The 14,915-nt window shown below is 49.6% G+C and carries 9 protein-coding genes and 1 pseudogene; 1 reads left to right on the plus strand and 9 read right to left on the minus strand.

Features of this window, described 5'->3' with window-relative positions; genetic code table 11:
• Window positions 1-30: 30 nt before the first annotated feature.
• The 7 genes and pseudogenes from PN498_RS19080 to map form a co-directional block, all read right to left on the minus strand.
• A complete protein-coding gene (locus tag PN498_RS19080) occupies window positions 31-312 on the minus strand; it encodes a transposase (RefSeq protein WP_272064818.1) in 282 nt (93 codons plus the stop codon).
• A gap of 74 nt (window positions 313-386) precedes the next feature.
• Window positions 387-1,519, minus strand: a protein-coding gene (locus PN498_RS19085; RefSeq protein WP_272064819.1) for an IS630 family transposase whose coding sequence is annotated in 2 segments (ribosomal slippage) — window positions 387-1,090 and window positions 1,090-1,519 — 1,134 coding nt in all. Because the reading frame shifts where the segments join, the coding sequence is not laid out codon by codon here.
• Between the two features lie 171 nt (window positions 1,520-1,690).
• Window positions 1,691-2,948, minus strand: a pseudogene (locus PN498_RS28645) (IS630 family transposase).
• 146 nt (window positions 2,949-3,094) lie between these two features.
• Window positions 3,095-3,919, minus strand: coding sequence for a hypothetical protein (locus tag PN498_RS19100; RefSeq protein ID WP_272064821.1), 825 nt, complete (start codon window positions 3,917-3,919; stop codon window positions 3,095-3,097).
• A gap of 131 nt (window positions 3,920-4,050) precedes the next feature.
• Window positions 4,051-4,365, minus strand: a complete 315-nt coding sequence (locus PN498_RS19105) for a hypothetical protein (RefSeq protein ID WP_272064823.1) — start codon at window positions 4,363-4,365, stop codon at window positions 4,051-4,053.
• 16 nt (window positions 4,366-4,381) lie between these two features.
• Window positions 4,382-4,801 carry a RusA family crossover junction endodeoxyribonuclease gene (locus PN498_RS19110; RefSeq protein ID WP_272064825.1) on the minus strand — a complete coding sequence of 140 codons (420 nt, stop codon included), beginning with the start codon at window positions 4,799-4,801 and terminating at the stop codon, window positions 4,382-4,384.
• A 313-nt stretch (window positions 4,802-5,114) separates the two neighbouring features.
• Window positions 5,115-5,909, minus strand: a complete 795-nt coding sequence (map, locus tag PN498_RS19115; protein WP_272064826.1) for a type I methionyl aminopeptidase — start codon at window positions 5,907-5,909, stop codon at window positions 5,115-5,117.
• A gap of 135 nt (window positions 5,910-6,044) precedes the next feature.
• Here map and PN498_RS19120 point away from each other — a divergent pair, with 135 nt between their 5' ends.
• The gene (locus PN498_RS19120; protein ID WP_272064828.1) at window positions 6,045-6,404 is read left to right on the plus strand and encodes a hypothetical protein; all 360 of its coding nucleotides are present in this window, start codon (window positions 6,045-6,047) and stop codon (window positions 6,402-6,404) included.
• A gap of 71 nt (window positions 6,405-6,475) precedes the next feature.
• Here the strand turns inward: PN498_RS19120 and tpiA are convergent, their stop codons facing one another.
• Both tpiA and PN498_RS19130 read right to left on the minus strand, forming a co-directional pair.
• Entirely contained in the window at window positions 6,476-7,204 is a 729-nt protein-coding gene (gene tpiA / locus PN498_RS19125) for a triose-phosphate isomerase (protein WP_272064830.1), read from the minus strand.
• Between the two features lie 133 nt (window positions 7,205-7,337).
• Window positions 7,338-14,342: a hypothetical protein gene (locus tag PN498_RS19130; RefSeq protein ID WP_272064831.1), complete on the minus strand. Its 7,005-nt coding sequence runs from the start codon at window positions 14,340-14,342 to the stop codon at window positions 7,338-7,340.
• Window positions 14,343-14,915: the final 573 nt, after the last annotated feature.

Below are 14,915 nucleotides of genomic sequence, written 5' to 3' on the forward strand. Positions count from 1 at the left end.
GCGCTCGGATGAGCGCGGATGACAGTACTCTCAATTGAGAGGGTTTTCAAAATCAAAGAGGTCCGCAACGGCCCAGCTTAGCTGCCGCCAGACTCCTTTCTGGCTCCAACGGTTGAACCGCTTGAAGACGCTGTTCCACTTCCCACAGTGCGCCGGCAATTCGCGCCACTGCGCCCCTGTTTTGTTGATCCACAAGACCGCTTCAACAAAACGGCGACACTCGCTCTCTTTTCCCACATAAACCTCCGGCATTGCTCGCAGGTTTGAGAGGACTTTTTGCCATTGCGGCTCACATAATTGTACAGAAGGCATCTCTTGCCTCATGGTTACTACTTTTGCAACCCATCGAGTTCAACCTCAAAATGTTAAGATGTCCTAGTGGCCAGTCAATTATTTATTGACGGGTAAAGGCGTTGTAATTTCACCCTGGCATCAGCGGCTGTAAATCGCCAATCTATCCAGGTCTCCTCGTGATTACGATTGTCTTGCCAAGCAGCCACCTCACCCCTCAGGGTGTCTATATCAGCGATGCGTCGGTCCAGACATTGACGCCCCAAAATACTGAGTTCAATTTCGGCCATGTTCAACCAACTGCCGTGTTTGGGGGTATGGCAAAATTCCAAACGACTCAGAATTCGGTGCGCTTCACTCGGCACAAACGCTTTGTAGAGTGAAGCGGGCGAATGGGTGTTGAGATTGTCCTGAATGATGATGAGTTTGTCGGCATGGGGATAATCACAATTCACGAGGGTTTTGAGTAAGTGGGCATAATCGAGCGCTGTGTGCTGCTGTGTCACCGCGACTCGTCGCCACCCCATCATCGGCTCACACACCATAAACAGGTTGGCGGTGCCGTTGCGCTCATATTCGTAGTCAATCCGTTCCGGGTGCCGGGGTTGGGCAGCCATAGGCCGATGGGTTTCTTTCACTAACTGCTTGGTCGCTTCATCAATGCAAATGACGGGGATATCTGGATTGTATGCCGTTTGATAAACGTCTAAAACTGTCTCCATCCGCCAGACAAATTCGGCAATCCTGCTGGGCGGAATCACCCAGCAGGATTGCCGCCAAGGCTGTAGTTTGTTTTTTTGAGTACTTGCCGCACGCTTTCGTGACTCAACTCATCGAGAGAGTCCAGTTCCACCATCCGCTCTGCCAACAGACGTAAGGTCCATCGACCTCGACCCTCAGGAGGGGCACCACAGCGCAAGGCTATCAAGTGAGCTTCGGCTTCACCATCGAGTTTCCGTTTGCGACCTCGACCCGCACGAGGCTTCAGGACAGCTTCTAACCCTTCCTCGACAAACCGTTGTCGCACCCGCTCAATTGTTCTGATGCTGATATCTAGCGCTGCTTTGATATCCTGGTCACGCCAACTCCCCTGAGCTTGTTCAGTATCCGCTTTCAGAAGAATGCGAGCATGATTGATCGTGGCGGCGGCTCGTTTGCCCGTGTGGACAATCTCTTCGAGAGACTGGCGCTCTTCTGCACTTAAGCTCACAACGTACTTTTTCACCATACCCATGCCATGAAGGAGATGCCCTCAATTCTACCTCCTTTACCCGTCATTCTCTATTTGACTGAGCACTAGTAACGCTACCCGGAATTCAAAATTCAAAACTAAGGCAGATAAGCTTTCTCAGTGTTTTGAATGGTGAGCCTATTTCTGCCGCAGTGTACTAGTGGTGAGTCAATTATTTATTGACGGGTAAAGGCGCTGTAGTTTCACTCTGGCATCGGCGGTAGTAAATCGCCAATCGATCCAGGTCTCCTCATGATTGCGCTCATCCTGCCAAGCCGCGACCTCATGCTTAAGGGTGTCGATATCGGGAATGCGATGGTTGAGACACTGACGCCCCAGAATACTCAGTTCAATTTCGGCCATATTCAACCAACTAACGTGTTTGGGAGTATGACAAAATTCCAAGCGACTCAAAATACGATGCGCTTCACTCGGTGCAAATGCTTTGTAAAGTGAAGCGGGCGAATGGGTGTTGAGATTATCCTGAATGACGATGAGTTTATCGGCTTGAGGATAGTCTTTATCCACGATGGCTTTGAGTAAGTGGACATAATCGAGCGCGGTGCGCTGCTCAGTCACTTCAACTCGCCGCCATCCCACCATCGGTTCACACACCATAAACAGGTTGGCGGTGCCGTTGCGCTCATATTCGTAATCAATCCGTTCGGGGTGTTCGGGCTGGGCTGCTATGGGGGGCTGAGTTTCGTGCACTAACTGCTTGGTGGCTTCATCAATGCAAATGACGGGTATTAGACGAGAGCTAAAAACTGCGATCGCGACAGCTATACGTAGAACCGATCGAAGCCTCCTATATAGCTTTGAGCATTTGTTCTAGTTGTCGCAACACCTAAAAATAGCTGTCATTTAATAGACGGAGATATCGGGATTGTAAGCCGTTTGGTAAACATCTAAGACCGCTTCCATGCGCCAGACAAACTCAGCATTCTCAGCGGGTGGAATCACCCAGCAGGATTATCGCCAAGGCTGCAGTTTGTTTTTTTAGCACTTGGCGTACGCTTTCGTGACTCAACCCATCGAGATACTCTAGTTCCACCATCCGCTCTGTCAGCAGACGTAAGGTCCATCGGCCTCGACCCTCAGGCGGTTCACTACAGCGCAGTGCCACCAAGTGAGCTTCGGCTTCACCATCGAGCTTCCGTTTGCGACCCCGACCAGAACGAGGCTTGAGGGCGGCCTCTAATCCCTCTTCGACAAACCGTTGGCGCACCCGCTCAATCGTTCTGATGCATATCCAGCGCCGCTTTGATGTCCTGGCCTCACCAACTGCCCTGAGCGTGCTCCGTATCCGCTTTCAGGAGAATGCGCGCAGATTGATGGTGGCGGCGGCTCGTTTACCTGTGCTGACAATCGCTTCGAGCGACTGGCGCTCGTCTGCCGTTAAACTCACAACGTATTTTTTCACCATACCCATGCCATTAAGAAGACTGCTTTAATCCTACCTCCTCTACCCGTCATTATCTATTTGACTGAGCACTAGGTTGGAGGCAAGATGTCAGAGCAATGCATGCCGGTCTTAATACTCGCAGGAATAATCCTAGCCGCCAGTTCGAGCTAATTCGAAACCTGACTTTCTGAAAGGGATTCTAAATAGCAGAGGAACTGAATCAACTCTTCTTCTGAAAGCTCGTGACGCGATCGCTTGTTGTAATTTCGTTCTAGATACTCGCGTCCCGTTTCGACAGACCATCCCAGGCGACGCAGTTCAATATCAGTTTGAGCAATGACATCAGATAAATTGATCGGTGCAGGCAGGGGAGCAGCTGAACCAGGGTCCTGTTGTGCAGATTCGGAATCAATAGTTGCATCGATAGTTGCGACGACAGTTTTCACTGGCTCATCTGTCTTGACTAGCTCATCTGTCTTGATTGGCTCATCTGTCTTGACTGGCTCACTTAACTGCACGGGTGCGTCCGACGTTTTAGCCACAGCTTGAGGTGTGGAAGAGACCTGTGGCTCTGCTTTCTCAATTTTTTGAGTAGCGGAACGAACTGGGGTCAAAACAGTCGTTTCTAACAACTTCGGAGGACCACTATCTGAATCCAGCGCAGACGAGGGTACAGCCGTTGCCTTAGTAGAAACAGGCAAGGCAATTTCTGGGGGCAAAGTATCGGTTGCGTCCACCTCAGATGATGACTGCGACGCTTTCGGAGACAAATCGCTGACGTCATATAATCCCAGACCTGCCAATGCTCGCTGTCGAGCCCGATCTTCAGCCGCTTCAATCACCAAATCAGCCGCAAGCCCCGCCGCTTGCCCTGACGAGGTCGTTGTGATCGTGACCTTCACCACAAACTGGTCGTCTTTGACCATGAGTATCTCACTCTGAAGAGTCGCATCAGGACAGCGATCGCGAAATGCTCTCAAAGACACAGTCATGATTGCCTCAACAGCCTCTTCATTTCTAGACAGCGATATCTCTAGAAAGCATATTTCAAAAAGCTATCCTTCGCGTCTATTAGGAAAAGGAGTGAATTTTTAATTGAAGTGTTTGAACCAGTCTGATGAAATCAGCTTGCTTGATGATGTCGAGGATTAGTAACCACTAGATTAAATTGCCATCCTGGAATAGATTCCACTTTTTCAACAAGACGCCTTAAGTCCGCAGAACCATTCAACGTTAGATTGGGACGAGAACGCACATCAGCAACGACTGTCTCGTTTTCACCGTGAGCAATTAACGCGATCGAACAGCCCTGCAGGACGTCTGGCAAAGCCTCGTCCTCAGGATAAAGCATCACATCATAGCCAGCACGTTTATACTCACGGGCAAGACGTGACAAGCGACGACGTTCAAGGGGAGTTTCAAAGGGTCGACTCTTCATGACGACTCTATTTGCCTCAGATGACACTTTCAGGATTTTTCAGAATGTCTACTTTAACATGCAAAAACTCTTCGCCCTTGCAGAAACCTTCTGCTAAAGCTACAGACATCCCTTTGACTTGGAAAGAACCGTTGAGATTACGACGACGATTGTCGAGTTCAGCAATCTGATAGTCGTCTTGGTAAATCACCCCGTTCAACTCGTCCAAAACGGGTTTGATGATTCTTTCACTGTCCAAATTTTCTCCCATATTTCCCAAAAGCGCATCGTAAAAATGGGTTATCTTTACGTGAAGTTTATCTGTCAATGGTGGATGATCTCCCCAGCAATACTGGGCAGTTGTTCTCACATGGTCTCGCCAAGCTCTTAGGGCTTTCTTGTCTTTAGCTCGGTGAGGCACAGGCTTGCCGATAATAACAAAATCGAAAGGCAGCACTAACCTAGTCCCTGACGGTAATTACTGATGACACAAGAGCTAGTAGAAGTCCCTGAGTAAAGCTTTAGCCATCTAGGCTTGTGTACCCAATAGCATCCAAGTGCTGAGAGCAGCGCCAGATGGCTCGTCGCCTTGTTCTAACGAAACTGACGACGGCTGTAAACTTGACTCACCTTCGAATGCACAAACAAACTTAGATGTCAAGTCCTCTCCTAATGATAAGCGAGAAATTTAGGATCGTGTGTCTCAGTAGCCGAAGTTATTGATATCTTTCACCCGTAGTCAAAGATACCCGGAAACTCCAGATATTCTCTTAGGCAGGCACCTTACTTTCTGCCAGAGTTAGAACATCTGCTCCGTCCTCTGTGACTGCAATGGTGTGTTCAAACTGAGCTGATAATTTGCGATCGGCTGTCAAGGCAGTCCAACCATCCGCCAGAACTTCAACCTCATGAGAACCCACATTAATCATGGGTTCGATTGTGAAGACCATGCCTTTTCGTAATTTCTTACCCTTGCCAGCAGTTCCATAATGAGGAATCTGGGGGGCGGTATGAAAGATGCGGTGAACACCATGTCCAACGAAATCGCGGACGACTGAGAACCCTTCGGCTTCTGCGTAAGCTTGGATAGCAGCACCAATATCGCCAATTCGAGCACCGGGCTTAACAGCACGAATACCCAGCCACATACATTCTTCAGTGACTTTGACCAGTTTCCTAGCTAAGGGAGAAGGATCCCCGACGAAAAAGGTCCGCGATGTATCGCCGTGAAATCCACCCAGAATTGGCGTGACATCAATGTTCATGATGTCACCATCCCTCAAAATCTGGTCAGCACTGGGAATGCCGTGACAGACAACTTCATTAACACTGGTACAAATCGATTTGGGGAACGGATCGACTGCACCTGGATAACCTAAGGGTGCGCTTTTAGCACCGTGCTGTTGTGTCCATTCCTCTGCGGCATCGTTCAGCTCCAAAGTACTAATGCCGGGTTGTACCCTTGGTTCGAGATAGTCCAGTAGTTGAGCGGCGAGGCGTCCAGCCTGACGCATTTTCTCTATTTCTCGGCGCGATAGGAGTGTAATGACCTCTTGCTGTTCCACAGTGCTCAAGTTGTTATCTGTTTGTAACGGTTCTCTTTAATACTGTAACCCTGGACGGATGAATTGGTCATCTATTCATCTTGACAGGCTAAAGAAATTGGTTACCCTACAGAGGTCGCTTCACATTTTGCCCGAATGCATTTCTGGTTCTTGTGCTGTTTTTTACTCTTCATTGTCTCGCAGGGGTATGGTTGGCTAAGTCATCAATCCTGGTTTGCAATTCATGAGTTGGGATTGCCTTGGGTCATGCTAGGCGGCGTTGGTTTGGCGATCGCGTCTAACTACAGCACCTTATCACCCACCGCAAAGCCGAAAGCGACGCTGTCCCCCCCTCCGTCACGTTCATCTCAGAAGCCTGACAAGCCACCTCAGATTATTAGCGAAGAGCCACCGTTATTAGTCACCTCAGCAGCCCAAAAACCAATTTCCATTTCCTTTGAGATCCGAGAGGGTAATAGGGCCACAGGCGGAAGCAGCGAGAACGAAGAAGAATAGATTTTCTATCGAGTTAAGAGCTTCTCGATTTTGATGCGGAGCGGTTTAAGCCGGATCGACTTAGGTTAGGGTCACTGCACAAAGTTGGCGATTCGGCTGAAGCTATCGGGTTCCAGGCTTGCTCCACCGACCAACACACCATCAATATCAGATTGGGCCATGATTTCGTCAATGTTGCCGGGTTTAACCGAGCCGCCATACTGAATGGAAACGCTCTGATTGTCTAATTGCTGACGGATGACTCCGATGATTCGGTTGGCTTCGGTTGTCTCACAGGTATCCCCTGTGCCGATCGCCCAGATAGGTTCGTAGGCAATCACCAGGTTGCTTTGATCAATATTGACCAAAGCCTGCATCAACTGCTTGCTGATGATGTCTTCCGCTTCACCACGATCTCGCTGTTCCTTAGTTTCACCCACGCACAGAATAGGCGTTAGGGCATGTCGTTGAGCAGCCATTAGGCGCTTGTTGACGGTCTGGTCCGTTTCACCAAAAAGCTGACGACGTTCACTATGGCCAACAACGACGTAGCGAATGCCGAATTCTTCCAACATACTGCCGGAGACTTCACCGGTATAAGCGCCACTGTCTTCCCAGTGAATATTTTGAGCACCCAACATAACCCGACTACCGTGCAAATTCTTAGAAAGCGCACTCAGAGCGGTGAAGGGGACACAGAGTACAACTTCTCGATCTTGCGGTGTCTCCGAGAGCTGCCCCAAAAAGCCCTGAAGAAACGTCAGCGCTTCTCCTTGGGTTTTGTGCATTTTCCAGTTTCCAGCAATAACAATCTTACGCACGGTCGTTCAGCTAAATGGGTTTACAGAGACATGCATCATTGCATCCTACTAGCAAAGGTTGCGCGGATCAAATGAGGCACTCGGAGATTGCAATTTGTGATTTTGACTACGCCATTATTCAGAACAATGCATCTCACAGCGTCACGAGTTCAGCAATCATGGGTTCTGTCAGCGTTTGATGCTTATTCAACATCAAAGCAGCCAGATAATTTTGGATGCGATCGCGCTGTTGTTCATTCAGCATGTAAATCTGGCGAGTCTGCTGAGTTAATAAGGGTCTAGAGGTTAGCGCTTGAGATAACTCACTCATAAGACTCGCCTCAGCAAAGTAGTCTTGAGTGGACGCATCCGGGACAAAACCAGGAGGCAAATGGCCTTCCAAAATAGCCTCAATACGAGAGCGACAGGCATCCGTATTGATTCCTTGCTCAGTCAATAGGTGCAGAATGCCTTCAAAGGGCATCGGTGTTCCAGGCACGACTCGGACAATCTCGTGCAGCAAAAAATAGTCGCTGTATTGATGTCTTGAGATATCGAGTACTTGGGGATAACGACACAGATTTGCCAGACCATAAGCAACACGACTACAGGTCTGCGGTCGATTGCTGGGATACGTATCTTGAATGATGGTGGCATTCGGGAATTTCTGTCGTAGCCATTTGGCAATGGTACTAAACGATGCATTTCCCCCTGTACAAATCACTTGGTTAATCCCCTGAGCCGAGAGACCCGTTTGGCTGAGCAGCGAATTGACTTGTTGATTAAGCCTCTGGATATAAGGCACCAGAACTCGACTTTCCAAATCTCGGCGCAGGACTTTCCAGGACTGATCGGCCAGCTGTAACTGATACTGGTTTTGATGCTGCAGGATCAGCTTCAAATATCGGGCAGCTTCCAATAGACTTTGGCCCAATTTTGAAGACTCTAAGTGACGGCGCAAACGAATGCGTTCCCCTAAATCAGGTTCTGCTAGCTGCGGCAAATCCAGGGCCTCGATCTGAAGTTCTTCCCAGCGAGCATTGGCCACATCTGGAGAAGTAGCCTGCCAGCCCCAGCCATCTCTGGATGCCCGGCGATCGCTCGCGGTAACCGATTGCCTCCGCTCAGCCGGAACTAAGAGCTGACAAATGATATCCAGATCGAGCGCATCTCCACCATAGGCAAGATTTCGCAACTTGAAATCCTCATGGCTGAGGGCATCAAGGGGACGAGGCAAATCAACAGTACCGACCTCTGTACAGATAGAACCGCTACTGATGACCACCGTGCCACCTTGCCAGTTGCATTGATACAGGGTTTGAGCCTGACGATTTTGCTCTGGCAATGGTTCGTGGGGATCAGGCAATCCTGACAAAACGGCAGCGATCGCCTCTTCCAAAAAGAAAATCTGTCCTGGAGATGCCACCAAACCTGCTGACAAAACGGCCTCACGCAGATTGATGCAGTAGGTATCCGGCCAATTGCTCGGAATGCCAACAACAACGCCTTGAAGATTGTCCAAAACGTCGTATAGCAAACTGGTTTCCAACCCCACTGCCTCAAGGCGCAAAGAGACTGCATGGGCCTGTGTAATCAACTCCAGCAGAGCTTGCGTACTCATCAGTACCTGCTGTAGTGAGACCGCCTGATCAGTCGTCCATTGGATAGTCGGTTCCCAACGACCCGAAGTGGTTTGGTGCGGAATTCCGATCTTGAGTAAAGGTTTGAGAGTGTTGATCAGGACATCGGCATTTTCGGAAGTTTCAGATAGAGCTGCCAATCCCACAGCGTTCAAGTGCAGCTCAGTGGCGGCTTCAGGATTAGTTCGCATGGAGGCAACCGCAGGCATCCGATAGGTTGGTTGGGTCGAGTCGTCATTGGACAGAGGGAACCAACAGAGTGGATGAGCCGAACCGCTCACATGTTCCATCAGGACTGCCGATAATCCGTTGCTACCAAAATCCAGGCCCAAGAACCATTCTTCTTCAGGACTATCGGATTCACTTGTAGACTCTGGGTCTTCATCTCCAGGCTCTTCCGTTGGAATGGTGGCTAAGACACTAGACGAGGCAAACACGGCCTCATCAGCCAAGGTCTCTTCGCTGCTATCCTCTTCCTCAACAGATGGCAATTCAACAGGGGCAGTTCCAATCTCGTCTTCCCGATCAACCGGAACATCCAGATCAACTGCTGCGATCGCGTCGGTGACGAAAAGGTCCTCATCGGTAATCAACGGTTCTTCAACGTCATCATCTGACGACGATTCTTCAAAATCCTCCACTGACGGCAGTTCAGTAGACGCAACTTCTGTGCTTTCTTGCTGGTTAAAGAGATCATTTAAATCGGCAATGGTGTCCTCTTCCATTGCAGGCGACACATCATCGGTTGCCGACAAGTCTTCATCAGTTATGGTGTCCTCTTCCACTACAGGCGACACATCATCGGTTGCCGATAATTCTTCATCAGTTGCCGGAAGGTCTTCTGTCAGCGTGCTGTCTATTGAAGGATCGTCTGCGATCGTCGGGGAGGCTTCAAACGACAAAGCATCTTCGAAGGAAACTGATTCGCTGACGTCATCTGTTGAGTCTGCCTCATCAAAAATGACTGAAAACTCAGCTGCTGTATCCGTATCAGCCTTGCTGGCAGACTCAGAATCAGTAACGCTGGCGGAAAAATCGTCATCAAAAGCGGATCGAAAAGCATCATCATTTTCAAGCTCAGCCTCACTCATCTCTTCAAAAGACAAGTCAAGACCTGCTGCAAACAAAGAAGGATCAGAGGTTATGGCTTCTGGGTCCCTTGTTTCTGCTGCTTCAGAAGACCCAGAGTCGGGTCCAGACGATAGTTCTAACTTATTGTCAATTTCATCGGTAATCTCAAAATCGAGGGTTAGAGGATCCCAATCTTCTGAAACGGGTGTTGGGTTGGGTGATGTCACCTCATCGGAACGATCAGACGACTCCTCAAATAGTTGCTGGGCAGAGTCCTCTGTTTCAGAAGGCGTTGCCGCTATCTCCTCCAAATCCATGTCGACATCGTCTGTCGTGCCAAAGCCGATGCTGTCTAAGTTAAGCGCGGCATCAAGCGACATTGACGAGGATGCAGAGATCGCCGCATCCTCTCCTGGTGCTTCAGTTAGAACTTCGTCTAGGGAAGAAACACTATCAACCGGGGGAAACAGCTCAGTGAAGTCAGTTTCGGAGTCGACGTCTGCTGATGTCAACTCCAGTGTTGAGTCAGTCACCTCTTCTGCCGGAGCGATCGCCGAACTTGCCAAATCCGGGACTTCTAGTTCCACATCTGGGACTTCCAGTTCTGGACCTTCCAGATTCGATGCGTCTGATTCTGAGGCTTCTGGATTAACAGTTGAATCAGCAGGAGCAACATCATCAAAGAGAAAATCCAGGCCATCTTCACTAGCGGGAGTATCCTGTTCGCGATCGTTACTTACAGGTACCTGAGGAGGAAAGAAGTCTGCAAATTCGTCATCTGACAGAGGACCGGCTGCTTCCGCTGGTGCATTCTCAAGCGGTGTTTCCTGCGCTTCCGCAATGTCCACAGCCGCCTCATCGGACTGGCCCGATTCCAGAGTTATCCAGTCACTTTCTTCCCCAGCCAAATCAAACAGGTCATCAGCATCGGCTTGGATAGACAGGTCGTCAGCGCTTAAGTCACTGTCAAAGGACTCTGATGAGGTTTCAAGTGAGGTTTCAAGAGGTTCTGCATTGGCTAAATCTGTCTGAAAAGCGTCCTCCTGAGAACTGTCCTCCGCCTCCGCTGCTGAAAATTCCAGTTCGCTCTCCTGAAAAGATTGCAGCGTCGATTCACTAATATCGCCACTGGCTGCAGCAACATCCGCTTCAGACGAATCGTCCAAAGAGACGGAAGAGGCGTCACGCTCGGGTGCTGGTGCTGCATTCGGATCAAGTTCGTCGTAATTGGGGAGATTATCAAGAGATGAGGTGAAGGACTCCACCTCCGGCTGTTCCAACAAGGCAACCGCATATCCCTCAGAGGGTGATCCAGTCAGCGTCAGCCCAGCATCGGCATCGATTGGGGCAGTCGAGATTTCCTCGAACGCTTCATTGTCAGCAGCAGATGGTTCAGGCTCCGATGAAGCTACTGGCTCATCAGGATCGTACTCAGGAATCTCTGCCAGGGATAGCTCGGCAACCGGGAAAGAAAGCGCAGTGACTGAAATCAGCTGATCCTCGTCTGAAGAAAGACCTTGGCCATACAGCCGATAGGGCGAGTCGCTGGCAAAGTCGTCTTGCCATTCGCTGGAACTATCGTCTTCTGCTGAGACCGCAGGAGGAACATCTAGCGTATCCGCGAGGTCAGCTTCGGAACTTTGCTCAGAGGAAACCAGCTGAAAACCGTCGTCCAAGGAACCGGTCAATTGGAAAGCAGGATTTAACTCAGATTGAGGCGATCGCACCTCTTCTGCTGCTGTCGTCTCCTGTAATGCCAACAATTCAGCTTCAACGACAGTGTCCTCCGCTGGTCTGTCGGCCAAGAAGTCAGCATCATCATCAACGCTGGCATAATCAGGAATATCTGTGCTCCAATTAACCAGCTGTTGATCCAGCCTACCTTCAGGGGAGGCAACCGAAAACCCTTCAGCAATACTGCCCGTCAAAGGCAAACGGGAGTCGGCTATGGATGATGAGCGATCGTCTACGCCAGTTGTATCTGATATATCAGAGGCAGTATCGCTTTCCGGCGTGTCAGATTCAACGTCTTGAAGCAATGGAGCTTCAGAGCTATCAAGGCTAAAATCATCTGCTAACGCCGGGGAAGGGTCTGTGTCCGTCTCGACGTCTAACGATAAATCGAGGTCAAGGTCTCCTAGAGAAAAGATATTGTCTGGCTGCTCAGCGAGACGTTCGCTATGAATAACGTCCTCAAACGAGGGGACAGTGTCCTCTAATACGGCATCTTCAGAGGGTGTTGGATTAGAAACTGAATTCGAGTCTTCTCCAATGTTGATAGCTAGATCATCCGCGATCGCACCCTCATTCAGCGACCCCTCTCCCTCGTCTTCTACCGTGAGGCTTTCCTCAGAAGGGGCCTCACTCTCAGCTGAGGCTTCAGAAAAATCAGGTAGCTCTAGATCAAGCGACAGATTATCAAGCGCCAGCGAAAACGATTCGTCCACTGGCTGATCAGAGGACTCAGGTGTTTCGACAATTGAAGAAGTGACATCACCCTGATCGATAGTATCGAATGGCAGAGACGAGGACACGCCTAATCCTGGCGAAGATTGATCTTCCAACATTGAAAGATCAGACGTCAGTTTTTCCAGGGTATCGTCATCCAGCGTTAGCTCTAGGTTTGTTTCAACAGCCTCTCCCTCGCCTTCTAATAGATCCTCATTAGGGGGAGCTGGAATGAACGTGTCCTCTGATTCATCAAACGTCGCGAATGGATCAGTCACCCCTTGGAAACCACCTGTCTCTGAATCTGGCAATAGCTCAGCTAAAGAAGCAATGGTATCTCTTGGGGATGAGATTTCTTCGGCAGGCGTCGTCAACTCATCCGCAATTTCAGTCCCGAGTAGGGTTTCAAGGGACGATGAAGCATCTGGGTCTTCCGGCAACACCGCAGAAGCGTCAGTCGTTTCCGCCTCTGACAGCGGCGCAGTTGGCTCTATCAAGGTTTCAAGAGAGGTCTCTAGAGGGACCTCAGTCACCTCTTCATCAGCTGTTTCAGACTCAGTTGTTGGCGCTAGCTCCATCTCGTCAGGCGACCTATTGGCAGCCAGCAAAGACTGCACTAGCCCTGCCTCAAGATCGCCCTCGATAGTGGAATCTTCATCGACAAGAAAAGCGTCTTCACTATCTGAAGAGGACACCTCATCTGAAACGACTTCGGTGTCGCCAAACAAACTGACATAAAGGGAATCAATCTCTTCTGTATAACCCGCATCTTCCTCCTGAGCTGACGCTGGCTCTGTTGGAGTCGAATCCTCTTCCGATTGCCCAGTTAAAGCGCTCCAAGCAATTGGCTCTGTCTGAATGATGGTTTTATCTTCATCGTCGTCATCTGGCGCTGGTACATCTGCGATCGCGTCGAAGTCTTCACTGTCGTCTAGTTGCAGCCCAACAAACTCTCCATCCAGCTGAAACAAAGTCACTTCTTCATCAACGTCGATTTCTGGATCGAGGGAAATGCCTTCCAAATTAACTTCATCCAGACTAACGACTGCATCCATTTGATCGTCATCGATTGACAGGGACGCCTCTGAATCTTCAAAAGGTCTCTCCTCTCGTCCTTCTAAACGAGCAACATCCTCTGCTTCACTGCTGGTGAGATAGCTACCGGTTTCCTGCTGCATTTGCTGCGCTAGGTGATTCACAAAAGTGCGGAAAATGAATTCACCTTGCTGCCCCAAGCCGTGCATAGCGTCTAACCCTTGATTAAGAGTATCGCTGTAGCTCTGGATACTCTGATCCAACGATTCAAACACAGCACGCAAGTTGGCATCCAGCTTGAGCAACATGTAGTCTGTTTGCGCTTGAACCTGTTGCAGCTGTTCCAGTCGCTGCTCAGGGGTGAGTTGAGGCAAATCAGCAGCCGCTTCTCGCGGATCTTGAGCCGTGCCATAGAGTAACGGCGGATTGTTAGATTGAGCCTGCAACGCTCTAATTTGAGGTATCAGCTGCTCCAGCAGAGAAGCTCGTAGCTGATCGACAACTTCGCTAATCCAGGCTGGATTCAACCGATCCGTATCTGGGTTATCTACTCTATTTGAACGGTTCAGCTCAAGCTCACGCACTTCGTTTTGCAATGCTTCGCGCTGCTGCTGCAGGGTCATGACCTCATTGGTCAAAGGCTGCACCATCTGCACCCGCAGATATTGCATTTCCTGCAGCAAAGCCTGTAGGACTTGGTGACTCGTCGCTTCAGCACTCTCGTAGGGATCAGGCGTTTCCTGTAGAGTGGAACTGGCGGTGCGATCGCTAGCGACAGCAGCCTGATCCAGCAACACTGTCTTTGCTTCTCGAAATTCTTTCAAATAAGCCAACGCCAGTTCCATCAGCTGACGCTGTTCACTATCCGCATTGGCTGCACTCCAAGGAAGCTTCGGAGTAGCCCTGCCGAGCAATGCTTCAATTTCGGTGATGAGTGCTTGAAGTTGTCCTTGTTGCGAAGTCACGGCAATCCCCTAGAAACCGACTAACAGCATCAAAACCCGTAAAGAGTAGCGTGCCCTATAACTGATCAAAATAGCTTGGTGTTGATAGTCTGCAAGACGAGCTATGTGCCTTTAAGAATACTTTCTACTTCATTCAGTGTGGTTTGAACCGCATCTAGCTTGCTCAAAGTGTAAGGCAGCAGACTAAAAAAGGTTACTTTTGTTGAGACACGTCCATCAAGTTAAGCCAAAAGAGTTTGGAAACCCATAATCATCCATAACCTCTTCACAAACTCGACCAGGAAAATAGCGGCTGATTCGTCATTAGTCATTATGTGGTTATCACTGATGACAGTTTCTATTTGTCATGGAGAATAAATGCGATGAAGTCATTTGATATCCACTCAATCGGCTTAAAGCATTGGTCGACCTTGATATCAAGAGAGGCGTCAAAACGCCCGCCATGAATGGGGTATACTGCGCTTGACACTGATCTAGGTGGGCCATCATCTTAGCCGAGTTGATGGATGAGCCTTACTCTTTCCAACAGCGAAGTTCACACGTTAACCTAAGTGGTGGACTCGTTCCGCGTAA

Source organism: Oscillatoria sp. CS-180 (assembly GCF_028330965.1).
Lineage (GTDB): Bacteria > Cyanobacteriota > Cyanobacteriia > Phormidesmidales > Phormidesmidaceae > Halomicronema.